We start from the raw sequence: 24,441 nt of genomic DNA on the forward strand, positions 1-24,441 counted from the left end.
TCGTGAGGTTGGAAAAGCTGCTCCTAACTAGCGATACTTCGGAAACGCGTCGCCGGCCGGCGCGTTGGCCCAGCTCTGCAATGTCTGGCCGCCGTCGATCAGCCAGTCGACGCCGGTGACGTGCCTTGCCTCGTCCGAGGCGAGGAAGGCCACGGCGGCCGCGACATCGTCCGGCTGGCCAATGCGGCGCAGCGGGATGCGGTCGGCGAAATGCTGGACGCTGCTCTTGAAATCGCCATCGGCGTCGATCTGTCCGGCACCTATGCTTTCGGCGCGACGGTTGCCGATTTCTGGGGCGAGCGCGGCGAGAAGGACAATGCGCGCATCGCTCACGAAGTCGATGCCGACCGCTTCTTCAAGCTGATGTTCGACCTGTTGCGGGATTAGCCCGCGCGGGGATATGCCGTTGCTTCAGCGTGACCCGGTGCCACGAACCGGGTCAGCCAGTCTTTCGGCGTGCCATCTCAGATGGTCGTCCATGAATGTCGAAATGAAGAAATACGAATGGTCGTAGCCGTCCTGCATGCGCAAGGTCAGCGCAATGCCGGCCTTGGCGCAGGCCGCTTCCAGCAGCCACGGCCTCAGCCCGTCCTTGAGAAAGCCGTCCGACGTCCCCTGATCGACGAAAAGCTCGGGGAAACGGTGGCCATCCTCGATGAGCAAGGTGGCATCGTAGCCCCGCCATGAAGCCTCGTCGGCGCCGAGGTATTTTTCGAGGGCGGGCCGCGACCAGCCGGCGGTGCTTGGCTGCACGATCGGCGCAAAGGCCGAGCAGCTTTTGAAGCGCTCGGGATTTTTGAGCGCGATCGTCAGCGCGCCATGCCCGCCCATCGAATGGCCGAAGATCGCCTGGCGCGTCATATCGGCTGGAAACTCCTGCGCGATCAACGCCGGCAATTCCTCGGTGACATAGGAATACATGCGGTAGTTCGTGGCGTAGGGCGCCTGCTTGGCGTCGAGGTAGAAGCCGGCGCCGCTGCCGAACTGCCAATTGTCCTTCTCGTCGGGAATATCGGCGCCGCGCGGGCTGGTATCGGGACAGACGACGATCAGGCCAAGCTCCGCGGCCATGCGCCGGTATTCCCCCTTGTCCATCACATTGGCATGGGTGCAGGTGAGGCCGGAGAGGTACCAGACGACGGGGCAAGGTTTCTCACGCGCCTGCGGCGGCACGAAGACGGCGAAAATCATGTCGCAAGAGCAGGCGTCCGAAGCATGGGAATAGACGCCCTGCACGCCGCCATGCGACTTGGCCGAGGAGAGGGTCTTCATCCGGTCCGACATCTTGTTTCTTCTCCGCCAACGTCCTTCACGGCCGCCTGTCTACGGCATGGGCCGGGACCGCGGCAACCCTGATGGATTTGGACCATGGTCGCGAGAGCAGCTCCGGCCTATTCCGCCGCCAGAGCCGTCATTTCCCGCCGGAACGGCAGCGCATCGCCGATATCATGTTCGTCCAGCTCCTGCGCCAAGCGGTGGCCGCCATGGGTCGCGGCGGCTTCGGCATCCGAGGACAACGCACATCGCCACGACATTATTAGCGCGGATCCAGCAGGATCATCTCCGCTGCCTTCTCGGCGATCATGACGACCGGAGAGTTGGTGTTGCCCGAGACGATTGTCGGCATGATCGAGGCATCGACCACGCGCAGTCCGGCAAGCCCGTGAACGCGTAGCCGGTCGTCGACCACCGCCATCGAGTCCGAACCCATCTTGCAGGTACCGACCGGGTGGAAAATCGTCGTGCCGATATCCCCGGCCTTGCGGATAAGGTCTTCGTCGCTGTCATATTGCGTACCGGGCAGCATCTCTTCGGGCGCAAAGCGTGCCACGGCCCGTGCCTTCATCAGGCTGCGCACATGGCGCAGCGATGCGACCGCGACGCTGCGGTCTCCCGTGGTGGAGAGATAGTTCGGCCGGATCTTCGTCGCCTCGCGCGGATCGGACGATGCCATATGCACGGCACCCCGGCTTTCCGGGCGCAGATTGCAGACCGACACGGTGACCGCGGGAAAGCGATGCAGCGGCTCGCCCAGACGGTCTGTGCTGAGCGGTTGCACATGATATTCCAGATCAGGTGTTGCGAGGCGCGGATCGCTCCTGGCAAAAATGCCGAGCTGGCTCGGCGCCATCGACAACGGCCCGCTGCGTTTGAGCGCATATTCCACACCCATCCCCGCGCGGCTGATCAGATTGTGATAGCGCTGGTTGAGCGTCGCGGCATTGGCGACCTTGAAAACCGTGCGTATCTGCAGATGGTCCTGCAGATTTTCGCCAACACCCGGCAAGGCGTGTCGAACATCCACGCCAATGCTCGAAAGCAGGTCAGGGCGCCCCACCCCCGACAGTTCGAGGATCTTCGGCGAGTTGATGGCACCGGCAGCAAGGATCGTCTGTCCGGCGCTGACCTTGTGCAGGCGGTCGCCTTGGCGGAAGAGCAGTCCGGTGACGCGTCGGCCGTCGAATTCGAGCCGTTCCGTCTCAGCCCCCGTCACCACGCGCAGATTCTGACGCGCGGCAATGCCGCGCAAAAATGCCTTCGATGTGTTCCAGCGCACCCCTTGCCGCTGGTTGACCTCGAAATATCCCGAGCCTTCATTGGTGCCGGTGTTGAAATCTTCGGTGCGGGGAATGCCGAGTTCCTCGGCGGCTTCCCGGAACGCGTCGAGGATCGGCCAGGACAGACGCTGCCGTTCGACCCGCCACTCGCCGCCGCTGCCGTGCATGGCACTCCTGCCGCCGTGATAGTCTTCCGACTTGCGGAAATACGGCAGCACATCGTCCCAACCCCAGCCGACATTGCCGGCCTGTCGCCAGCCGTCATAGTCGGCTGCCTGGCCACGCATGTAGATCATGCCGTTGATCGACGAACAGCCACCAAGCACCTTGCCGCGCGGATAGTTGAGGCTGCGTCCGTTGAGACCGGCTTCCGGTTCGGTCTTCATCATCCAGTCGGTGCGCGGATTGCCCATGCAGAAGAGGTAGCCGATCGGGATATCGACCCAGTGATAGCGGTCGCTGCCGCCGGCTTCGAGCAGCAGCACCCGGTTGCGCGGATCGGCCGAGAGCCGGTTGGCGAGCACGCAGCCGGCAGAGCCGGCACCGACGATGACGTAGTCGTAATCGCCGAAAGGGGATGGTGAAGTTTCGCTCACGTGCGTGCCTGCCGTGCGGCGATGCGCTCCCACATCGGAATCATCGCCTGGTTGATCTCGCCATAAAGGCGATACCCTCCCGCGTAGGCCTCGGCAACCGCCACCCATGGCCGCTGCAGCCGATGGCAACGATCTCGCCGGCACCGATGCCGGCTTCGGCTATGCTTTGGCCGATGACCGAAACCGCGTTGCGCCAGAAGCGCCGTGGTGTCGGTCCCCTAGTCTAGATATCGATGCGCTGCTCGCTGCCGGGGTCGAACAGGTTGGCGCTGGCCGGATCGACGGCAAGGAATATCGGCTCGTTTCGCCGGCCTGCAAACCTCGGCGGCAGGCGGGCGATGATCGACTGGTCGCCAACCTGCACCGTCACCATGGTTTCAGGCCCTGTAGGCTCCACGACATCGATCACCCCGGTGACCGAAGCTTCATCGCGCCCGGCCACCTTCAGTTCTTCAGGCCTTATGCCGAGGATCACAGGGCGCTCTGAATCAACCGGCCGCTTGCCGGCCTGCAATGCGACCGACACGCCGCTCGCCGCGAAACGCACGCCATTCGCGTCCGAGACCAGGCGCCCGGGCAGGAAGTTCATCGCCGGCGATCCGATGAAACTTGCGACGAACACGTTGGCGGGCCGTTCATAGATGGTGCGAGGATCGGCAAACTGCTGGATATGGCCGCCCTTCATCACCGCCACCTTGGTGGCCAGCGTCATCGCCTCGATCTGATCATGTGTCACATAGACGATGCTCGTGCCGAGACGCTCGTGCAGGCGCTTGATCTCCGTGCGCATTTCCACACGAAGCTTTGCATCGAGATTGGAAAGCGGCTCGTCAAAAAGGAACAGCTCCGGGTCGCGCACGATCGCCCGCCCCATTGCAACGCGCTGCCGCTGTCCTCCCGAAAGATTGGCGGGGCGTCGGTCGAGCAGATGCGAAATCTGCAGCAGCCGCGCGGCGTCGTCGACGGCGCGCTTGCGCTGATCGGCGTCCACGCCACGCATTTCCAATCCGAAGCCGATATTTCGCTCCACCGACATGGTCGGGTAAAGTGCATAGGACTGGAACACCATCGCGATATTGCGGTCCTTGGGCGCGAGATCCACGACCGAGCGTCCGCCGATCAGGATGTCGCCGCCGGACGTGTCGTCGAGGCCCGCAATCATGTTGAGCAGGGTCGACTTGCCGCATCCGGACGGCCCAAGCAGAACCAGAAAGCCTCCGTCCTCGAGCTCGATATCGACCCCGTGAAGGACCTCTACGGAGCCATAGGACTTGCGCACGTCCTTGATGGAAAGTGTCGCCATGCGAATGCTCCTAACCTTTGATGGCGCCCGCGGTCAGCCCCTGAACCATGGTTCGCTGGACGATGGCGAAGAGGACGATGACAGGCAGGATGCTGAGAATGCCGCCTGCCGCCAGCACACCCCATGGAAGCTGGAATTCGCCGACCATCAACTGCAGGCCCACGGGCCAGGTGCGTGATCCCTGCCCTGTCGTCAGCATCAGGGCGAACAAGAACTCGTTCCAGGCAGCGATGGCAATGAACACCGAACTTGCCACCAGACCGTTGCGCGCAAGCGGCATGACGATGCGAACCATGGCGCCAAGCCTTGTCGAGCCGTCGATGCGCGCCGCGCTCTCGAGTTCCTTGGGTGCGGAATCAAAGAAACCTTTGAGCATCCACACGAACAGCGGCAAAAGGAAACTCGTATAGGCAAGCGCAAGTCCGAAACGGCTGTCGACGAGGCCGACGCCACGCATGACGACATAAAGGGGAATGATCATCATCACGGCGGGGAACATGCGCACGACGAGATAGCCGAGCATGAGCTGCGTTCGGCCGCGAAATGCGAAGCGTGAAAATGCATAGGCGGCAAGCGTGCCCGTGGCGACGCAGATCGTCACCGTCAGGAAGGTGACGACCAGGCTGTTGGCTATCAGCCGCGGGAAGCCGGACTGCGTCCAGATCGCCACATAATTGTCGAAGGTGACGCGCCTCGGTATGTACTGCATGGTCTGGGTGACGATGTCGGCCTCGTATTTTAGCGATGTCAGAAACATCCAGATCATCGGACCGATGCAGAACATCGACAGGGTCGCGAGGACCAAGTAGGTGGCGATGTTGGCGATCACCCGCCGGCGGCGCTTGCTTTCAATCATCGCCGTCTCCCTTGGTGATCCTGGACAGGCGGATATATGCCGCCGCGAAGATCATCAGGATCACGAACATCACCACCGACAGGGCGGATGCGTAGCCGAAATTGAATTCCTTGTACGCGGTCTGGAAGGCGTATAGCGACAGGACCTGCGTGGCATCTCCCGGTCCGCCACCGGTGAGAATGAGGAGCAGATCGGGCGAATTGACCAGCCCGATGACGCGCAGGATCACCGCCGCCGCAATCACGGTCTTGAGCATCGGCAAGGTGATCAGCCTGAGCTGCGCCGGGACGCCCGCGCCGTCCACCGCGGCTGCCTTGTAGAGATCTTCGGGAATGCTCTTCAGGCCCGCGAGCAACAGCAGCGCGAAGAATGGAAATCCGTGCCACGCCTCGACAAGGACGGTCGCCGCAAGCGCGGTATTGGGATCCGCGAACCATGCCTTGTAGGTGTGCAGGACGCCCGCGCGGACGAGAAGATCGTTGATGACCCCAAGCCTCGGATCGAGCAGCAGGGCCCACATATGACCCGCCACGACGTTGGGCAGGAAATAGGGAAGCAGGATCAGCACGGCGAAGATCTTCGTGCCCGGCAAATCCCTGTTGAGGGCGGTCGCGGCGAGAAGGCCGAGCGCCAATTCCAGCACGACGGCCGCGGTGACCCAGACGACCGTGTTCTTCAGGGCGATCCAGAAGACAGGATCGGACCACATTGCTGCATAATGTTTGAAGCCGACCCAGCCACCCAGACCGGGACGCGTCAGACGCATCTCGCGAAAACTGATGGCCATGCCGTAAAGCGTCGGATAGGCGATCACCAGCAGGATCATGACGAGGCTGGGAAGGAGCAGCAAATACATCCAGTAGCGGGTCTCGGACAATTCGCCGAGAGCCCGCAATGGCCGATATCCGCTTGAGCTTGATGTCATGGATCCGCGATGCGAATGCATCGTCCCGTTGCGTTCAACGCATGGCCGCACGCCGGAGCCGGCCGTGCAGGGATGTATCAGCGAAGGGCGGCCTCGAGGCCCTGGATCATACGGTCCACAGCCTGCTCCGGTGTCGACTGGCCCGTGAGCACTGCTTGGAAGGCGGGATTGACGACATTTTCGGACCAGCCCGCCGCGCCCACGAAATTGTTCGGCAGACGTCCGAACTCGAGCGTTTCGACCGCCGCGTGATAGATTGGATTGCCGGTGATCCGCGGATCTTGCAGGGCAGCGGCGGAGGCCGGGAAATAACCCGTGCCTTCGAGCAAGGCCAGGGCAGCATCGGTCTCGCCCCAGAAACTCACCCAGCGCCAGGCGGCCTCTATATTGTCTTCCTTCATGATGCCATTGCCGGCGTAGGCAACGCGAGCGACATGCGCCTTCGGACCCGCCGGCATGGGTGCGGTCGAGAATTGTTTGCCCTGCTTCATCGCGGCCGAGATTTCATTCAGCGAACCGGTGTGGTGCCACACCATTGCCGTCTGCCCGGTGCGGAAGCCCTCCATGATCTGGCGGTAGCTGTCGTTGGGCGCGCTCGGCGGCACGACCTTTTCCTTCAGGAAGAGATCGGAATAGAACGTTATCGCCTCGATCGCCGCTGCCTTGTCGATGGCTGGCTGCCCATCCTTGACGATCGGCGAGCCGAACGCCTCCATGACATCGATAACATATTTGAAACCGCCGGCGCCGGCGCGCATGCCAAAGGCATATCTACCCTTCGACGGGTCGGTCAGCTTGCGGCAAGCGCTCAGGAATTCGTCGAAATTCCGGGGCGGCCCGGCCAACCCGGCTTCCTCGAAATAGTCGGCACGGTAGTACATCCAATCGACGAAGGCGAAGGCGGGAACCGCATAGATGGCGCCGTTGCTGGAAAGCCCGGTCCAGCGATTTTCGGGGAAATTGGCCTTGCCCTTCCAGCCGTTCACGCGCTCGGTAAGATCAATCAACCCCTCCATCGCGGTGAGATCGGCGAAACGCTCGGCGATCACCATGGCGGTATCCGGACGGCCACCGGCCAGCACGGCCGACGAGACCTTTGCCATATATTCAGAGTTCGGGATGTTCTCCTGCGTCACCGCCACATCGGCATTGGCCGCCTGAAACAATGCGATGATCTTCAGCAGGCTGGCCATTTCCGACTGGCTGGTGAAATGGTGCCAGTAACTGATGGCACTCGCGGCACGGGCGCCGCCGATATGCCCTGCCATCGCCAGGGCCGCCGTACCCATGAGAAACTGCCTCTTGTTCAACTGCATCCTATCTCCTCCAAGATATCAGATCATCAATCTGATCGATCAGTTGAAGTTTGGGTAGCATCCTTTCCCACGCCATGCAACCGCCCGGCGCGCAACTGGACTAAGCGACGGATCACGATTGACCTGTCAGACGAGACCCAGGCTTCGCTGCATCGCCGCCTGGAAATGCGCCTGCAGTTTTGCCTCGGCGGCGTCGGCATTCCTTGTGCCGCAAGCCTCTAGGATATCGAGGTGCTCCTTGAGCGTCCGGACCATGATGGGTGTCGTGATCTTCCTGTCGAGCCGCAGCAGACGCAGATAATTGTGCATGCGCCGGTAGGTGCTGTCGATCAGCGGATTGCGCAGCGCGGCGATGACCGCGCCGTGCAACTCTCCCTCCAGCGCGTCCATCTCCTCCAGTTGTTCTTTTCCGAGACCATCGCGCTCGACGCGTCGAAGCAGCCTGGAATGCCGGATTTCCAAGTCATTCATGACGGCTTCATCGCCTTGTTCCGCAAAGACACGGATCGCGGCGCGCTCGACGATGGAGCGGAACTGGTAGGTGGCACGCGTAAGCTCCAGGCCGGGCCTGACGAACTGGATGCCGGAGCGCGGGTGGATGGTCAGGATCCCTTCCGCCTCAAGAACACGCAGGGCGTCGCGAAGCGGGGCAACAGGCACGTCGACGATCGCGGACAATTCGTTTTGCGAGATGAATGCCCCGGCCGGCACGCGCCGGTCGAACAAGCCCTCAAGGATTCGTTCATAGGCGACATCGCTCATGCGGGCGGCCGCCACGAGGGGAGAAGAGTCCGTTTTTGCCTTGCCCGCCACTTGCGGCCCCTCCATTGGTCCGGTACTAAGATACCATCTGATAGATCAGTTGGATATCGTAACCGATCAGAAAGCCCTTGTGATGAGCCTTTCGCATTTTCGTATAACCCGATTTCAGTTCGCCCGCGACCGGGTAATCGGGGACAGCCAGGTTCGGGCCGACGATGTCAACGTCGCCGCACTGGAGCTCGTTTCCGAGAGTGGCGAGGTGGGGCTGGGATTCATCCAGACGCTCTTCAATCCACTGCCTGATCAGCAAGAGATCGAGAGCGTTTTCGAACATGAGGTTTGGCCGAGCCTGAAGGGAAACAGGGCGATCGCCCTGGTCCACCGTGTGCACCGCCCGCGCGGCGGCAATCAGCGGGCTTACTCCCTGCCCTTTCACGAAGCGATTCAGGTAGCGCTTTGGGATCTTGCGGCCAAAGAAGCTGGCCTGCCCCTTCATGTCTTGCTTGGAAGTCGCCGCAACCGGGTGAAAGCCTATGCCAGCGGTCTCGATTTTCACCTCGACGATGAGGCCTTCGTCTCGCTGTTCTCCCACGCGGCTTCGATTGGCTACTCGGCTTTCAAGATCAAGGTCGGCCACCAGGATTTCGACCGCGACCTGAGGCGCTTGGAACTGTTGAAGGCTTGTGTCCCGGCCGGGTCCAAAATCATGATCGATCCGAACGAGGCCTGGACCTCTAAGGAGGCGCTCACGAAGTTGGTGGCGATCCGCGAGGCCGGCCACGAACTTCTGTGGGTCGAGGATCCAATCCTGCGTCACGACCATGAAGGGTTGAGAACACTCAGGCATGCCGTCACATGGACCCAGATCAACAGCGGCGAGTATCTGGATCTCCAGGGCAAACGGCTGCTCCTGGAAGCCCATGCGGCCGATATCCTGAATGTCCACGGCCAGGTGACGGATGTCATGCGCATCGGCTGGCTGGCGGCCGAACTCGGGATACCGATCAGCATCGGCAACACGTTCCTGGAGGTCGGCGTGCATATGGCGGCCGCGCTTCCCGAGGTCGAATGGCTGGAATATTCATTTCAGAACTTCGATCATCTGGTGGAACAGCCTATCGAAATCCGGGACGGCTACGCCTACGCGCCCGATCGGCCAGGCCATGGATTGGTCCTATCGGAAAAGGCGCGCGGCGAATGGATCAGGCCAAGGCGCCTGGCACGGTCGGAGCTCGGCGCCGCGCCGGAAAATCCACGCCTTCCCGTGAAGCAGTAGAGAAGATGAAGCCCAGACCAGGGCTGCGGCGGTCGGCCCACTATCGTCGTTGGTTCAAAGTGAGGGGCTTGGACCGGGGCGCAATGGCTGTTGATGTCAATGTCTGCTTTTTGAAGGGACAAAAATCGTCGCCAAAGGGGGCGAAAGTTCATGGAGATGCAGCAGGTCCGCTACTTTCTGGCCCTGTCCAGCACGTTAAGTTTCACGAGAGCGGCTGAGGAATGCAACGTCACGCAGCCTGCATTGACGCGTGCGATCAAGACGCTCGAAGAGGGGTTGGGGGCGAACGCCTCCGACGCCAGCGCCAGCATTCGCACCTGACCGAACTCGGCCGGCGCATGCTGCCCCTGTTACAGCAATGTTATGATGCCGCGACTTTCGCCAAGTCGCTCGCCAAGGCTGTGCAAAGCAGCGACGTGGCGCCTCTGAACGTCGGTGAATGGAACGACATGGACAGCCTCGCGGCGGCGCGACCGCAAATGATCGGCCTTTTGGATACGATGCGTGACATGCTGGAGGATCTCGGCGGCGACCTCAGCGTGACCGATCCCGTTTCGGGGACGGTCGTTGCCGAGATCGGGACCTGAACGGCCGAGCTGCGGGTTTTGCGTGCACAGTGCTCGACCGGGGCGGCGAGTCAAAAAAGGTTGGCGGTCAAGTCGGCCGGAATGACAAGCAGTGCGAAGCAGACCCGCCTTTTGTGCACGCGTTCTACGCTGTAGCCCTCTCCCTTTTTGAAAGATCTTTACATAGGGGGCGTGGCGCAGATCAGGCTTGCCAGATCGGAGATGGAGAATGCCAGTTCAGTGGAAGTGAGATACGGACACGAGAACACTTTTGATAGCGACAGTCGTCACCGAAACTAAGCTAACGCCGCCGTTTCCATCCGTTACTCCCCACTCGATTGTTCCAACTCAGCTAGGTTATTGATCTAGCTGGTTACGCTTTTTGATTTTAAAGGGCAAATCGCCATGAACGATATCCTGAGATTTCAGCATCAGTCGCAGTCAATCGCGATTTTCGGTCGACTTCAGGTGCCGATATGTCCTCGCCGCCAGAAACTGAAAAGTACCGTTACGTGTCTTTCCTGGAGTATCCATCCACTGCCCCGCTTGCCGCCGCCGATCTCCGACTGACCTACCTTTGGCCGCTCGGCCGCTTTGCGCCAGTCCTGTCGCCACGACTGCAATGTCCACACAGTGAATTGCAGCACCAGTCAGAACCCTGAAGGCGATGCACCATCAATGCGATCAGTTAGATGATTGCTTTATCATTGCCTGATGAACATCCCCGTGTAGGTCTGGCCGGCAAGCGTATAGGTTCCGGCAAGGGTGTCATCCGACAGCATCACAAGACTGACGTCCGCGCCGTTCGGTAGGCGCCCAAGTTTCAATGTCCTGCCTACGATTTTTCCGACGCCGGCGGCCTCTCCTGGATTGTTGTCGCCCAGATTCCCCCATGCAAAGGTGACCGTCACTTCGCCATTTGGAGAAATCGTCTGCACCGCGACTTTGGCTTCATACGTCCCCTCCAATCGTCCAGCCCACATACCCGAAAATGCCGCGTACTTTGTCGGAATGCCCTTTGCAGGGGGAGTGATTGTCACGGATTGATCCATGATTGCCGAGCGAGGAGGAACCACGCCGGGATCCAAGACGGGTTGAGGAGGGACGGTAGCAGGCTCTGACGCAGGCTCGAGAGCGGTGTGGTGGGGCACTGGAGGAGGCGATTGGCACGCAGCCAGGGCAACTGCCACGAAACCCAGCATGGTGTTTCGCATAGAATTCTCCCCGTCATCAAGCGTCGTTGGGCAGTGGACGCGCCTAATTCCACGTCATTCTAGACCGCGGCCCGATGTCATGTTTATCGCGCTTTACATCCGCGCACGACTGCGTTTCAGATCAATCAGCCTGTGTAGTATGCCCGAAGCCGAGAGTCACCTAGTGGCAGCGCCGTGCGCTGCCTGGAAAGACTTTTCGTGCTTGGAGATGCAGTTCGACCCACGACGACCAAACGGGTGGTGGCGCCGGCCAACCGCCGGTTTGGCCAAGAGGGGAGCGGCCAGCCGCTGCTCGACGCTCATGTTGAGGCCGCCGCCGGTGGTGACGTTGATGACCGCGTCGGTCGCCTGCTTGATGCGCGGCAGGAACTGCATGAACACCGCCGGGTCCGGCGTTGGACGGCCATCCTTCGGATCGCGTGCGTGCAGATGCAGGATCGAGGCACCTGCCTCGGCCGCTTCGATCGACTGGCGGGCAATGTCGTCCGGCGTGAAAGGCAGCGCATCCGACATGGTCGGCGTGTGGATGCCGCCGGTGACGGCACAGGTGATGATGACTTTCTTCGACAGGTCGGCCACGGGCTGGTCCTTTCCTTGCACGGGAAGCGACGATTGTTCTACTGGTCCTGAAAGGCCACGCGCCGGCGTGTGGGCACCAGCGAGAGGCCGGTATTCGACGCGGTGTTTCATCACCTTTGTTCCCGCTTTGGAGAGACACTTCGAGCGAGGAGGTCGCCAGCAGGCTTGGTGACAGCTTGTCTAACAAGGGCCAGAATTTCGAAGCCATTGCACGGATAGTTTTTGCTTGTGCATGCGCAGGCGGATTGTAGCTTGCCTTGTGTCGTTCGGCAGGGGGTGGCTCGCGAGGTGACCGCCAGCATGTTTCCCAAGGACCAATCATGCATCTGAAAGCAGCGGCCCACATAGAGGCCATGTCTGCGTTCGCACTGGCGAATTTCGGCGGCTACGATCGGACGACCCTTGCACAGAACGAAAGCGCCTTTCCGCCCAGCCCCAGAGCGATTGCTGCCGGCAGAGACGCGATGACCCGCAGCCATCTCTATCCTGATCCGGACTGGACGGAATTACGCAAGGCGATTGCGCAGGCCTATGGTGCCGAGCCGGATTTGACCTTGTGCGGTGCCGGTTCGATGGATCTGATAAGCTGCACCATCGCAGCCTTTTCGGGACCGGGTAGCCAGGTTCTGGGCACCTCTTACGCTTATAATTTCGTGGCCTCCGCCGTTGCGCGCGTCGATGCGATCTATCTTAAGGCCCCTGAACGGGATTTCGCCGTTTCGGTTGACAACATTCTCACGACCCTCACGCCGGCAACGCGGATCGTCTTCGTCTGCAATCCCGGAAATCCGACCGGCACTGTAATCCCGAACGCCGAACTGCTGCGCTTGCGCGCCGGCTTGCCAAGGGATGTACTGCTGGTTGTCGACCAAGCCTATGGCGAGTTCGACGATCAGGATCCAAAACCTGTCTTTGCGCTTGTCGCGCGTGGCGATACCGTCGTGTTGCGCACGCTTTCCAAGGCCTATGGCCTGGCTGGCGCGCGCGTCGGATGGGGATTGTTTCCGCCTGCGGTCGCGGCGCAAGTGCGCAAAATGCAGAATTCGAACCAGGTCACGACGTCAAGCCTCGCCATGGCCGTGGCGGCCATGGCGGATCAGGCCTATATGCGCGAAACGGTGGCCCGGACGGCTGGAATTCGCGATCAGTTTGCGCACGATCTGCGGTCCGCCGGCTACCATGTTCCCGAAAGCCGAACGAACTTCGTGCTGATTGGCTTCTCCAGCGCAGCCGCCGCGGAGGCAGCAGAGAAGACATTGCGCGGCGCCGGGATCATCGTCCGCAGCTTGGGCGGTTACGGCCTCAGGGACTGTCTGCGCGCGACGGTCGGTCCGCAAGAGATGATGGACCGGGCCCTGCACATACTCATCGACATGCGCGGTGAATAGATCCAGCGACTGCATGTCTTGCGACTGCATCCTGAGGAGATTTGAGAATGCCGTATTTGCCCGTCCGTGATTTCATCGGCTATGGCGACAAGCCTCCGGCCGCTGAGTGGCCGGGCGGCGCCAAGCTGGCACTCAACATCGTCGTCAACTATGAGGAAGGCGCCGAATACAGCATCGGCGAAGGCGACGGTGTCTCCGAGGCGATCCTGTCGGACCTTGCCGTGTCTCCGGCGGTGCCGGGCCTGCGCAACCGCAACATGGAATCGCTATACGAATACGGCTCACGCGTCGGCGTCTGGCGATTGGCCTCGCTGTTTCGGGAAAAGAACATCATTCCGACCTTCTACGTTGTCGGACGAGCGCTGCAACTCAATCCGGCGGCCGGCAAGGCAATCGCGACCCTTGGCAGCGACATCGTCTGCCATGGCTGGCGCTGGATCGATTACGCGCCGCTGAGCGAAGCCGAGGAGCGCAATCACATCGCGCTGACGGTGGACACCGTCCAGCGCCTGACCGGCATTCGCCCGCTCGGCTGGTACACCGGCCGGCCCAGTCTCAACACGCGGCGGCTGGTGGTGGAGCACGGCGGTTTCCTGTTCGACTGCGACGACTACAATGACGACCTGCCCTATTTTGTCGACGTCGATGCCAAGCGGCATCTGGTCGTGCCGCACAGCTTCGACAACAATGACAGCCGGTTCTCGCGCGGCTCCGGCCTGGAGACAGGCAGCCAGTTCTTCGAATATGTCAGCGATGGGGTGGACTGGCTGCTGGCCGAAGCCGGGCGCACGCCACGCATGATGACCGTCTCGCTGCACTGCAGGCTGGCGGCCCGGCCCGGCCGGATGATCGGGCTCGCCCGCTTCCTCGACAAAGTCAGGGCCAATCCCGACATCTGGATCTGCCGCCGCTCCGACCTTGCCCAACATTGGCTGGATCGATTCGGTGGCTGACACGATGTCCGGCTGCATTGTTTTGACGCAATTCCGGACGGAAAACCGCTTCACAATTTTCCTGGAATTGCTCTGGCCGCCGGCAACACGCTACTTGTTCGGAACCTCGTAGACCTTGCCGTGCCAGGGCGCTGCATCGATCTGGTCGAGCGCCATCACGTAGAGCACCTTCTCATCCGGTCCGAAGGCGAAGTTCGGCATGGATGGTGACGGCACCGAAAGCATGCGAAGCAGCTTCGCGTCCTTGTCGACAACGATGATCTTGCCTGGCGCGTCGAGCGAGCGCGGGCTCTGACCGATATACATCTCGCCGGCCTTGTCCATCTTGATACCGTCAGGCCAGATATGTGGCTGGTTCGGGAACAGATCGTCGAGGCGCAGGAAGACACGGCGGTGCAACAGGCTGTGGTCGGGCTGGACGTCGAACTCGATGATCCTGTTGTCCTCGGTCTCGACCAGGTACAGGGTTTTCCCGTCGCTCGACATGACCAGACCATTGGCATTGTGCAGGTCGCCGGCGACCTTCCTCACGCTGCCGTCCTTGCCGATATAGTAGGCCGAGGCGTCGATCAGCGGTCCGCCCTTGCCGGACCCAGTGAAGTAGATGCCGCCATCCTTGTCGGGCGCAAAGTCATTCGGTCCGCTGAACGGATTGCCGTCCGTGTCCTTGTCGTAGGCCGGCAGCGTCTTGCCGTCGGCGGAGATGCGGCCGATCGAGTTGCTGTCGTAGCAGGTGACAAGAAACTCGCCGGTGCTCGTCGGCAGTACCGCCGAAGGGCCACAACCGTCCATCTTCCAGAATATTTCGTTCTTCTTGCCGTCCCACACGGTCACAGTGCCGCGGCCATATTCGACGTAGAAGAGCTTGTCCTGATACCAGATCGGACCTTCGGCGAACCATGCGTCTTCATTGATGACCTTGACGTCTCCCGCATGCGCGGAGGATGTGAGGGCCAGGGCAAACATGGTGCCCAGCAGATGCCGTTTGATCATGCGATTCCCCTTTGTTGGCAGGCGGTCGAAATCTTCCTCGTTCAGCTTCGCCGGCGTTTCCGGCCGGCTAACGGTTTCCGCTGTTGGTTCACCGGGCGAACGGATAGCCGAGGCTCTACGAGCGCAGCCGCTTGCCTTCGGGGTCGAATGGCGGATGCGGCAGCAGGATCGCCTCATGCGGCCTTCCCAGTATAGCGACCGAGACCTTGTCGCCGGCCCTGGCGGAGCCTGCCTTGACATAGCCGAGCGCCAGCGACTGCTCGACGAAATAACCGTAGGCGCCTGAGGAGACCTGGCCAATCGGCGTGCCGTCGGCGAGGAAGATCGGCTCGCCTCCGGTCGCGTCGGCATCTCGGGCGTCGATCGACAGCATGATCAGTTCGTCGCGTGCCGGCTTTTCGGCAATGGCGGCATAGGCATCGCGATTGAGGAACGCGCCCTTGTCCATTTTGACAAGGCGATCGAACTTGACCTCCTGCGGCCAATATTCGGGCGAGTATTCGCGGCTCCAGCTGCCATAACCTTTTTCGACGCGCAGCGACATCAGCGCGCGCGATCCGACCGGTCCGGCCCCGACTTCGTTGCCGGCCTTGAGCAGCGCGTCGTAAAGCTCGACCTGGTCGGCGGCCTTGCAATGCAGTTCCCAGCCAAGGTCGCCGGTGAAGGAGACCCTGAGCGCCACCACATCGATGCCGGCGACGGTGATCCGGCGCGACTCCATGAAGGGGAATGCCTCGTTCGACAGATCCTCATTGGTCAAGCGCTGCAGCAGGTCACGCGAACTCGGTCCCGCCACGTTGAAGCCGCAAAGGTCCTCGGTGCGCGAGCGGAAGGTCGTGCCCTGCGGCAACGGGACGGCCTTGAAGAACCTTTGATGGAAGCGCTCGGCCATGCCGGAACCGATGACCATGAATTCGTCTTCCGCGAGCCTGGTCACGGTGAAGTCGCCGGCAATGCCGCCGCGCTTGCCGATCAGCGGTGTGAGGCAGGAACGGCCTAACCTTGTCGGCATGCGGTTGGCGAACAGCGCATTGAGCCAGGACTCGGAGCCGGGACCCTTGACCTCGTATTTGGCGAAATTGGAGATGTCGATGATGCCAGCGCGTTCGCGCAGCATGCGCGCCTCGCGACCCACCGGTCCCCACCAGTTCTGCCGGGTGAAGCCAATCGTCTCCTCGCGCGGCTCGCCCTCGGCGGCGAACCACAGCGGGTGCTCCCAGCCGAAATTGAGGCCGAAAACAGCGTTCATCGTTTTTTGCCTGTCGTAGGCAGGCCGGGTTCGCACGGGCCGTCCGGCGGTGCGTTCCTCGTTGGGGAAATGGATCTTGAAGCGATGGCTATACTGATCCTCGACGCGGGCCTTGGTGAAGGACTTCCCGGCCCACTGACCGAAGCGCGCCATGTCCCAGGCGAACATGTCGAGCGAAGGCTCACCCTCGATCATCCACTCGGCTGCCAGCTTGCCCATGCCGCCCGACTGCGAGAAGCCGGGAATGATGCCGTTGCAGCAGAAATAATTGTTGAGTTCGGGCACCGGTCCGAACAGGACAGCGCTGTCCGGCGACCAAATCATGGGTCCGTTGATCACCTTTTTGACGCCGGCAGTGCCGACCGCCGGGACGCGCGCGATCGCGCGCAGCATGTTCTCTTCGATACGGTCGAGATCGTCGGGAAACAGTTCGTGGCCGAAATCCAGTGGCGTTCCGTCCTCGGCCCAGAACTTCATCTTGCGCTCGTAGGCGCCGATGAGCAGTCCCAGCCCTTCCTGGCGCAGATAGTACTCGCCGTCGCGATCGGCGACCGAAGGCAAGCGGCGGCCCATGGCGGCGATTTCCGGGATGGTCTCGGTGACGAAATACTGGTGCTCTGTCGGGATCAGCGGCAGCTGCAGGCCAGCCATCGCGGCGACCTCCCTGCCCCACAGGCCGGCGGCATTGACCACCCATTGCGTGTGGATGTCGCCCTTCGGCGTGCGTACGATCCAGCTGCCGTCGGGTTGCGCCTCGGTGGCGGTGACCGGCGTGAAGCGATGGATCTCGGCGCCGCGCTGGCGCGCGCCGGCGGCGTATGCAGCGGTGACGCCGGACGGATCGACATTGCCGCCTTCCGGCTCGTACATGATGCAGCGTATGCCGTCGAAATCCACCAGCGGGTGCAGGCGCTCCGCCTCGTCACGCGCGACTTCGTAGAAATTCATCTTGTAGCGCCGCGCCTTGGCTTCCTGCAGCCTTAGCTGGTGCTCGCGCGCTTCGGTCTGGGCGAGATAGAGCGAGCCCGGCTGGAAGATGCCGCAGCCCTGGCCGGTCTCGGCTTCCAGTTCCTTGTAGAGCGCCATGGTGTAGTGCTGGAGGCGGCTGATGTTGGTGGAATCATGCAGGCCGTGAATGTTGGCCGCCGCATGCCAGGTCGAGCCGGAGGTCAGTTCGCTGCGCTCCAGAAGGACGACATCCGTCCAGCCGAACTTGGCAAGGTGATAGAGGATCGAGCAGCCGATCAGACCACCGCCGATGACGACGGCTTGTGCATGAGTACGCATGTTTCTTCCCTTTGTTCGGCGACTTTATCTTGGCGTTTGATTTAGCTGATGGGTCAATCGCAGTCGCCCGGCGAGGTCAGGGGCGCAACATGCGCCCCTGAGATATTTGCTGTGACGGCCCGGCCTAGGCCTTGTCGAGCCAGACCTTATCCAGCTGCAGTTCGAATGTCTGATGCATGCCGAGATTTTTCACATAGGTCGCATGGTGCCGGTAGAGCGAACGCCAGAACGCCTGGATGAGGATGCCGGAATCCTGCAGAATTAACTCGACGTCCTTCATCAGTTCCTTGCGCTTGTCGACATCCGCCACGGCGAGCGCCGCATTGAGCTTCTTGTCGAATTCCGGATTGGCGTAGCCCGACTCGTTCCAGGCCTCACCGCTGCGATAGGCGATCGCCAGCACCTGGACGCCGAGCGGCCGCATGCCCCAGTCGGTGGTCGACCACGGGTATTTCGTCCAGTCGTTCCAGAAGGAGGCTCCCGGAATGACGGTGCGCTTGACCTTGAAACCGGCCTCGCGCATCTGCGCGGCGACGACGTCGGCAGGGTCTTTGACATAGTCCGAATCGTAGGAGATGAGCTCGAATTCATGATCCATCTGACCGGCCTCGGTCATCAGCGCCTTGGCCTTGGCAATGTCGCGCGGCACTTTGGGCAATTCATAATATTCCGGATGGATCGGGCAGACATGGTGGTTTTCCGCGACCTGTCCGAGGCCGCTGTAGCCGAGCTTCAGCACGGTTTCGTTGTCGACCGCGAGCTGGATGGCGTTGCGCACGCGTTTGTCGTCATAGGGCTTGTTGGTCACGTTGGTGCGCAGCACGATGGTGCCGGCGGTGACGACCGCCTCCTTGACCAGGCCCATGCTGTCGTAGAGATCGACGGTGCCGCCGACGGTCTGGTAGTTGCAGTCGACCGGCCTCGAAGGCGCTAGCGATGGCGGGGTTGGAGGCGTCCGATCCGTAGTCGGTCCAATCGACGCCGTCGAGATAAGGTTCGCCGCCGAACCAGGTGAAGTCCTTGCGCCGCCGCACCGAGGCCGACTCGCCGACCTTGTACGAGATCAGCTCATAGGGACCGGTGCCGGGCGTCTTGAGCATGTCCGCGCCGTTCTTGTCGAAGTCGCGATGGACGATGACAGCCGGATAGTCGGAAAAGCCTGGAATGATGGTGACGTCGGACTGATGGCATTTCAGTTTCACCGTGTGGTCGTCGACCTTGGTGATGGCGCCCGCGGCGGCTTTCTTGGTGGCGGGATCGATCAGGGAGCCCATGCGGCCGGCCATCGAATTGCCTTCGGCCGCCTTGTCGCACCAGCGCTCGATGTTGTGGACGATGTCGTCGGCGTTGAAGTCGTCGCCGTTCGACCACTTCACGCCCTTGCGCAGATGCAGCGTGTATTCCGTGGCGTCGTCGCTCACCTCCCAGCTCTCGACCAGATGGCCCTCGAAGGTGAAGTCGGTGGTGTAGCGGATCATGTAGTCGTTGCACTGGCGCATGACGTTGGCGATCTCTGACCAGTCCCAGGAGCGCGGATCCTTCATGTCCTTGATGATCATCTGCATCTTGAGGATGCCGCCCTTCTTGCCGGGCACGATCGCCGCGGCCTTGGCCGGGGCGATGCCGGCCATCGAATAGGCGAATGCCGTGGAAGCGCCCATCGCGCTTGCCATGGCCAGGAATTCGCGGCGATCCATCCTGCCGCTTTTGACTTCGGCTGCGTAGCTTTCGATGACCGCCGGGACGCGATCACCGTTGCTCTTGAACATTGTCATCGTTGTTCTCCGGTTCAGGGCTTTCCGCCCGTTACATTCCCCTTGCGACAGCCATGTTAGGGGCGATGCAAAAATCCCGGAAGGGCTCAAGCCCCGAAGAACCGCCAAAACCCGGTTCTAAAGGCCTAAAAAAACGATGCCATTGGCGTGTCAATTTTTTGAGCGCGAGCTTGCCGGCCGCTCGCGGATGGCTTTCAGGCGCCGTCTTCGCGGGCTCGCGAGAGGATCCATTCGCGCACGATGCGCGCGATGTTGCCTTTCGAGAGCTGGCTCTCGGTGAGGTAGTAATTCCAGGGGCTCGGCGGCCGAACCGGAAAGGGTTCGACGAGCAGCCCGCGACGCAGATAGGCGTGGGCAAGCGACCGCTGGGTGGCCACCAGTCCGGCTCCCATGGCGGCGAGTTCGAGCGCGATGTTGGAGGCGTTCGTCGACAGGCCCTTGTCGTGGTCGTCCATGTCGAGGCCAAGCGCCGTGGTGACCACCTGCCAGTATTCCTGGCGGCCGTGCACGAAAATCCAGTCCACCTTGAGAATGTCGCGCGGCGTCTTCAGCGCGTCTTCGCCATCCAGCAGCGCCGGAGCGCACAGCAGCAACAGCTCGTCGTTCCAAAGCGGTATGCCCGCGGGCGGGCGGTCGTCGAAACGCCGCGTTGAAATCGTGATGTCGGCGATCTGTTCACTCATATCCTCCCAGATCGTACCGTGCAGCACGATCTCGATCTCGGGATGCTTCTTGCGAAACGCGGCCATGCAACCCGCCAGCCAGTTCTCCGCCAGGCTCATCGGGCAGGAGACGACCACGGTGCGGTTGCGCGAAGAGGTCACGATCGCCTCCGTCGCCTGATCGATCTGATCGAGGGCCTGGCGCAAGGTCGGCAGGAACGCCTCGCCCATTTCGGTGAGCTTGAGGCTGCGCGGATAGCGGATGAACAATTGCCGTCCGATGTAATGTTCGAGCGCGCGGACATGCGTGCTGACAGCGGCTTGCGTGTATCCGAGTTCGTTGGCGGCGGCGGTGAAGGAGAGATGCCGGGCCGAACTCTCAAAGGACCTGATATAGTTCAACGGGGGTGGCGGCTTCATCGCTAACTCCTGCAAGACGCAAGGGGATAGCTATCCCACAGACGGGCCGGCGTTCAATCGCGCCTGGCCGCAAGACGTGAATTTTTTTGGCCAATGCCGCCGAACTAATTGCGTGAAAGCACGATGAACCCAAATTAATGATGTCGTGACGCAGAGGGGAGTAATGCCAGTGGCTGTGCCGTCGCATCGGCGTGAAGGGCCTGACGCGTGTACCAGCGTTGCCGTTCGCCTGGCCGACTTCGTGTTGCGGCGGCCGGCAGATGTGTTCCCTGTCCTGGAACGGGCGCGATATCTTCTGCTCGACACGCTCGGAATCGCCATTGCGGCTGGTCCTATGGAAGCCGGGCGGATCGCGCGCGACACCGCCACCCTTCTCTACGGCTCGGCCGATCCGCTGCATTCGGCGCGCATGCTTTTCGACGGCCGCCGCGCCAGCATCGCCGGAGCCGCTTATGCGGCCGCAACGCAGATCGACAATCTCGACGGCCACGACGGCTACAGCCCGACCAAGGGCCATATCGGCGTCGCCGTCGTGCCGGCGCTGGCAGCGCTTGCCGAGGCGCTCCCCGACCTCAGCGGCCCGGAAGCGCTGGCCTCCCTGGTCGTCGGCTACGAAGTCGCCGGCCGGGCAGGTATCTCGCTGCATGCAACCGTGTCCGACTACCACACGTCGGGCGCCTGGAACGCGCTGGGCGTGGTTGCGATGGCGGCCAGGTTGCGGCGGCTCGGCGACGATCAGCTGCGCCAGGCGCTTGGCATCGCCGAATATCACGGCCCACGTAGCCAGATGATGCGCGAGATCGCGAACCCGACGATGCTGCATGACGGCTCGGGTGTCGGCACTTTGATCGGCCTGTCCGCGGCCGTGCTCGCCGAACGCGGCTTTACCGGCGCCCCGGCGATCACGATCGAGGAGCCCGAAGTCGCGACGCATTGGCAGGATCTCGGCGCCTTTTGGCAGGTGCTGCACCAGTATGTGAAGCCGTACCCGATCTGCCGTTGGGCGCATGCCGCAATCGACGCGACGCGCGGGCTCTGCCATGCGCATCATCTCGGGCCCTCCGACATCAGCCACGTCGAGGTGAACAGCTTCCACTACGCCGCAACACTGTTCGACGGCATGCCGGACACGACCTCCAAGGCGCAGTACAGCCTGCGCTTCGCCGTCGCGACCTTTATTGTCCATGGCCGCATCGGACTGGAACATATTTCAGGCAGCGGGCTTGAGGATGCCGCCGTCGCCGACATGCTGGATCGTATCAGCGTATCGGAATCTGCGCGCCACAGCGCCCGCTTTCCGGCAGGCCGCTGGGCCGATGTGACGATCACGACCCGCGATGCGCGCGTGCTCGCTTCCGGCGACGTTCACGCGCGCGGTGGACCAGAGGCGCCTCTGACAGAGGCTGAAATCGAGGCCAAGTACATGGACTACGCGACGCCGGTGCTGGGACAGGGCCGCGCCAGCGCGATCCGGGACGCAGTCCTGTCTCTTGCGGATCATGAAAGCCGTTTTTCCGATCTTTCGGTATTGATCTACGATCCGCCATTGATCAGTACGCTTCTCCAGCGGCCAGCGTGGTAGGCTAGATGCCGCTCAGACTTTTGAAATACGGTCTCAGCAGGACCTATCCGGTCAGCGGCGACATCCCCGCGACGCCGGACCTCAAGCCATCCTACGATGTCGTCATCGTCGGCGGCGGCGGCCACGGATTGTCGTGCGCGCATCACCTGTCGAAATATCACGGCATAAGCAGCGTCGCCGTAATCGAGAAGGGTTACCTCGCGGGCGGCAACACCGCGCGCAACACGACCACCATCCGCTCGAACTACATCACGCCCGAGGGCATCGCCTTCTACAAGGAAGCCGTCGAACTTTTCGAGAATCTCTCGCAGGAACTCGACTTCAACGTCATGTTCTCGCAGCGCGGCCAGCTAACCCTTGCGCACACGGAAGCAACTCTTCGCAGCTTCCACGCACGCGCCGAGATGGGCAAGCATCTGGGCACACGGACCGAAGTGATCGACCAGAAGGCGGTTGAGGAACTCGTGCCGTCTCTCAACATGGACTATGGCGGCGCGCTCGAGATCCTTGGCGGACTCTGGCATGCCGACGGCGGCACCGCGCGGCACGACGCGGTGGCATGGGGCTAGCGTGCGCACGGACGGCGTCAAGATCTTCGCTTTTGTGTTGTGCGGCATGACCGCATCCCTTGCGGGCCTGATGCTCGCGGCCCGCTCCACGGCTGGCAATCCCAGCCTGGGAGCGGGTCTCGAACTGGACGTGATCGCGGCCGTGATCATAGGCGGGACAAGTCTCTTTGGCGGCTATGGATCAATCGTCGGCTCCGTCGTCGGCGCAATCTTCATAGGCATTCTCGGGTTCGGTCTTCTCGTGCTCGGTCTTTCGACCAGCATCCAGGAGGTCATCAAGGGAGCCATCATCATCATTGCCGTCTCGTTGAACCGGCGTTGAGGAGCAGACCCAATGATCGGACCACATGCACGCATTCCAGAATTCGGCCTCCGCGGCGGTAGCCGCGGCGCAGGAAAGTTCAGTTTCAGTTTGAAAACCAGCGTCGCTGGAGAAAAAGGGAGGAAAGTGAAATGACCAGACGTATGACGCTTCTGATGTTGGGTGCTCTGGCCGCATCCACCGCAATGTTCACCAGTGCTTCTGCGCAAGACACCTACAAGCCCGGCTGCTATGCTCCTGCGCCAAACAGTGCCTCGGTGATCTCCTATCCGAAGAAGGCCGGACCCTACAAAATTGCCTTGGTCAACGGATATGTCGGCAACGATTGGCGTGCCAATTCCATTCAGACCGCCAAGGCCTGGGGCGCCCGTCCCGAAATCAAATCCAAGCTGTCCGAGCTGAAGATCGTTTCGGTTGGCAACGATTCCACCGCGCAGATCTCGGCGATCGACAACTTCATCGCCGCCGGCTACGACGCCGTGATCATCAATGCCGTCAATCCCACCGCCTTCGACGCAGTGGTCAGGCGCGCCAAGCAAGCCGGTGTGGTGCTGGTGACCTATGACAATGTGCTCGACTCCGACCAGGTCGTGCAGATCAACGAAGATCAGGTCGACCTTGGCCGGATCAAGGCGCAGGCCGTGGTTGATGGCATCAAGGCCAAGAAGGGCAATGTTTCGGGTCAGGTTCTCGAAATCGACGGCGTACCGGGCAACAGTGTCGACCGTGACAACCAAGCGGGATTCAGCGAGGTCTTCTCCAAATATCCCGAGCTAAAGGTGGTCAAGGTCGAGGGCGACTGGGATGTGGGCACGGCCTCGAAAGTGACATCCGACGCCATTGCGACCAACGGCAATTTTGATGGCATTGTTGTTCAAGAGGGCTCGGTTGGCGCACTCGAGGCGATGGCCGCCGCGAAGCACCCGGTTGTCCCGGTCGGGTTCGATGCCGGCAACGGCACGCGCATGCTGGTCAACAAGGGCAAGTATCCTGGCATCACGGCTGCCCAGGCGCCGGCGCTGGCCGCTATGGCACTGGAGGCCTCGGTCGTGTTGCTGGAGGGCAATGCGCTGCCGCAGAAGGTGTTCCTGCCAATCCCCCAGAAGAACAATGCGGATCTGGCGGAAGGCAAGGATTTTTTCCCCGATCTGCCAAAGACCTTCTACACGGCCACCGGCTTTCCGCAGTGTTTCCCTGTGTTCACGCCCGATGAGCTGAAAGGCCAGACGGCCGACAACGCCAATTGAGCCATGGCCCGAACCTGGCTGGCGTTTAGGCCGGCCAGGTCGG

Annotated in this window: 22 protein-coding genes and 3 pseudogenes; 10 read left to right on the forward strand and 15 right to left on the reverse strand. The window is 61.7% G+C overall.

Annotated elements, in window-relative coordinates:
- Window positions 1-27: 27 nt before the first annotated feature.
- A pseudogene (locus JG747_RS28765) lies at window positions 28-225 on the reverse strand (SDR family oxidoreductase); the annotation flags it as partial.
- Here JG747_RS28765 and JG747_RS28770 point away from each other — a divergent pair.
- The gene (locus JG747_RS28770) at window positions 211-387 is read left to right on the forward strand and encodes a hypothetical protein (protein WP_223217961.1); all 177 of its coding nucleotides are present in this window, start codon (window positions 211-213) and stop codon (window positions 385-387) included. The pseudogene JG747_RS28765 and the gene JG747_RS28770 sit on opposite strands and share 15 nt — an antisense overlap.
- A gap of 24 nt (window positions 388-411) precedes the next feature.
- On the opposite strand, the gene fghA is transcribed toward JG747_RS28770, so the two are convergent.
- The 8 genes from fghA to JG747_RS28805 form a co-directional block, all read right to left on the reverse strand.
- Window positions 412-1,284 (reverse strand): S-formylglutathione hydrolase, encoded by an 873-nt coding sequence (fghA, locus tag JG747_RS28775; protein ID WP_038645056.1) that lies wholly within the window; start codon window positions 1,282-1,284, stop codon window positions 412-414.
- Window positions 1,285-1,391: 107 nt separating this feature from the next.
- Complete coding sequence (locus JG747_RS37595; protein ID WP_274609658.1) at window positions 1,392-1,517, reverse strand: hypothetical protein; 126 nt, start codon at window positions 1,515-1,517, stop codon at window positions 1,392-1,394.
- 20 nt (window positions 1,518-1,537) lie between these two features.
- Window positions 1,538-3,154 carry a GMC family oxidoreductase gene (locus tag JG747_RS28780; RefSeq protein ID WP_202360527.1) on the reverse strand — a complete coding sequence of 539 codons (1,617 nt, stop codon included), beginning with the start codon at window positions 3,152-3,154 and terminating at the stop codon, window positions 1,538-1,540.
- Window positions 3,155-3,377: 223 nt separating this feature from the next.
- Window positions 3,378-4,457, reverse strand: a complete 1,080-nt coding sequence (locus JG747_RS28785; RefSeq protein ID WP_202360528.1) for an ABC transporter ATP-binding protein — start codon at window positions 4,455-4,457, stop codon at window positions 3,378-3,380.
- A gap of 10 nt (window positions 4,458-4,467) precedes the next feature.
- Window positions 4,468-5,313, reverse strand: a complete 846-nt coding sequence (locus tag JG747_RS28790) for a carbohydrate ABC transporter permease (RefSeq protein ID WP_019856663.1) — start codon at window positions 5,311-5,313, stop codon at window positions 4,468-4,470.
- The gene (locus tag JG747_RS28795; RefSeq protein ID WP_244748251.1) at window positions 5,306-6,208 is read right to left on the reverse strand and encodes a carbohydrate ABC transporter permease; all 903 of its coding nucleotides are present in this window, start codon (window positions 6,206-6,208) and stop codon (window positions 5,306-5,308) included. The genes JG747_RS28790 and JG747_RS28795 overlap by 8 nt, the downstream gene beginning before the upstream one ends.
- 107 nt (window positions 6,209-6,315) lie before the next feature.
- Complete coding sequence (locus JG747_RS28800) at window positions 6,316-7,554, reverse strand: ABC transporter substrate-binding protein (protein ID WP_202360530.1); 1,239 nt, start codon at window positions 7,552-7,554, stop codon at window positions 6,316-6,318.
- Between the two features lie 126 nt (window positions 7,555-7,680).
- A complete protein-coding gene (locus JG747_RS28805; protein ID WP_446720621.1) occupies window positions 7,681-8,316 on the reverse strand; it encodes a GntR family transcriptional regulator in 636 nt (211 codons plus the stop codon).
- A 133-nt stretch (window positions 8,317-8,449) separates the two neighbouring features.
- On the opposite strand from JG747_RS28805, the gene JG747_RS28810 reads away from it, so the two are divergent.
- The 3 genes from JG747_RS28810 (at window position 8,450) to JG747_RS37685 (ending at window position 10,179) form a co-directional block, all read left to right on the forward strand.
- Entirely contained in the window at window positions 8,450-9,592 is a 1,143-nt protein-coding gene (locus JG747_RS28810) for a mandelate racemase/muconate lactonizing enzyme family protein (protein ID WP_027046557.1), read from the forward strand.
- A gap of 150 nt (window positions 9,593-9,742) precedes the next feature.
- On the forward strand, window positions 9,743-9,913 hold the full coding sequence (locus tag JG747_RS37680; RefSeq protein WP_317452341.1) for a LysR family transcriptional regulator: 171 nt from the start codon (window positions 9,743-9,745) through the stop codon (window positions 9,911-9,913).
- Between the two features lie 17 nt (window positions 9,914-9,930).
- The gene (locus JG747_RS37685; protein ID WP_342216757.1) at window positions 9,931-10,179 is read left to right on the forward strand and encodes a hypothetical protein; all 249 of its coding nucleotides are present in this window, start codon (window positions 9,931-9,933) and stop codon (window positions 10,177-10,179) included.
- Between the two features lie 683 nt (window positions 10,180-10,862).
- Here JG747_RS37685 and JG747_RS28820 read toward each other — a convergent pair.
- Together JG747_RS28820 and JG747_RS37170 are read right to left on the reverse strand one after the other, a co-directional pair.
- Entirely contained in the window at window positions 10,863-11,198 is a 336-nt protein-coding gene (locus JG747_RS28820) for a hypothetical protein (protein ID WP_244748255.1), read from the reverse strand.
- Between the two features lie 432 nt (window positions 11,199-11,630).
- Window positions 11,631-11,885, reverse strand: a pseudogene (locus JG747_RS37170) (3-keto-5-aminohexanoate cleavage protein); the annotation flags it as partial.
- Between the two features lie 386 nt (window positions 11,886-12,271).
- On the opposite strand from JG747_RS37170, the gene JG747_RS28830 reads away from it, so the two are divergent.
- Window positions 12,272-13,339, forward strand: a complete 1,068-nt coding sequence (locus JG747_RS28830; RefSeq protein WP_202360533.1) for a pyridoxal phosphate-dependent aminotransferase — start codon at window positions 12,272-12,274, stop codon at window positions 13,337-13,339.
- Between the two features lie 47 nt (window positions 13,340-13,386).
- Window positions 13,387-14,292, forward strand: coding sequence for an allantoinase PuuE (locus JG747_RS28835; protein ID WP_019856653.1), 906 nt, complete (start codon window positions 13,387-13,389; stop codon window positions 14,290-14,292).
- 90 nt (window positions 14,293-14,382) lie between these two features.
- On the opposite strand, the gene JG747_RS28840 is transcribed toward JG747_RS28835, so the two are convergent.
- From JG747_RS28840 to JG747_RS28855, 4 genes and pseudogenes are all read right to left on the reverse strand, one after another.
- Window positions 14,383-15,285, reverse strand: coding sequence for an SMP-30/gluconolactonase/LRE family protein (locus tag JG747_RS28840; RefSeq protein WP_064983414.1), 903 nt, complete (start codon window positions 15,283-15,285; stop codon window positions 14,383-14,385).
- Between the two features lie 115 nt (window positions 15,286-15,400).
- Window positions 15,401-17,821, reverse strand: coding sequence for a GcvT family protein (locus tag JG747_RS28845; RefSeq protein WP_038645039.1), 2,421 nt, complete (start codon window positions 17,819-17,821; stop codon window positions 15,401-15,403).
- A gap of 124 nt (window positions 17,822-17,945) precedes the next feature.
- Window positions 17,946-19,596 (reverse strand): annotated as a pseudogene (locus tag JG747_RS28850) (ABC transporter substrate-binding protein).
- A 194-nt stretch (window positions 19,597-19,790) separates the two neighbouring features.
- Complete coding sequence (locus JG747_RS28855) at window positions 19,791-20,678, reverse strand: LysR substrate-binding domain-containing protein (protein ID WP_019856649.1); 888 nt, start codon at window positions 20,676-20,678, stop codon at window positions 19,791-19,793.
- A 169-nt stretch (window positions 20,679-20,847) separates the two neighbouring features.
- On the opposite strand from JG747_RS28855, the gene JG747_RS28860 reads away from it, so the two are divergent.
- The 4 genes from JG747_RS28860 (at window position 20,848) to JG747_RS28875 (ending at window position 24,398) form a co-directional block, all read left to right on the forward strand.
- Complete coding sequence (locus JG747_RS28860) at window positions 20,848-22,260, forward strand: MmgE/PrpD family protein (RefSeq protein WP_236952126.1); 1,413 nt, start codon at window positions 20,848-20,850, stop codon at window positions 22,258-22,260.
- 5 nt (window positions 22,261-22,265) lie between these two features.
- Window positions 22,266-22,829 (forward strand): FAD-dependent oxidoreductase, encoded by a 564-nt coding sequence (locus JG747_RS28865; RefSeq protein WP_202360534.1) that lies wholly within the window; start codon window positions 22,266-22,268, stop codon window positions 22,827-22,829.
- Complete coding sequence (locus JG747_RS28870) at window positions 22,783-23,151, forward strand: ABC transporter permease (protein WP_202360535.1); 369 nt, start codon at window positions 22,783-22,785, stop codon at window positions 23,149-23,151. The genes JG747_RS28865 and JG747_RS28870 overlap by 47 nt, the downstream gene beginning before the upstream one ends.
- 131 nt (window positions 23,152-23,282) lie before the next feature.
- Window positions 23,283-24,398 (forward strand): sugar ABC transporter substrate-binding protein, encoded by a 1,116-nt coding sequence (locus tag JG747_RS28875; RefSeq protein WP_027046546.1) that lies wholly within the window; start codon window positions 23,283-23,285, stop codon window positions 24,396-24,398.
- Window positions 24,399-24,441 lie beyond the last annotated feature (43 nt).

This window comes from Mesorhizobium sp. 131-3-5, assembly GCF_016756575.1.
GTDB classification, from domain to species: domain Bacteria; phylum Pseudomonadota; class Alphaproteobacteria; order Rhizobiales; family Rhizobiaceae; genus Mesorhizobium; species Mesorhizobium jarvisii.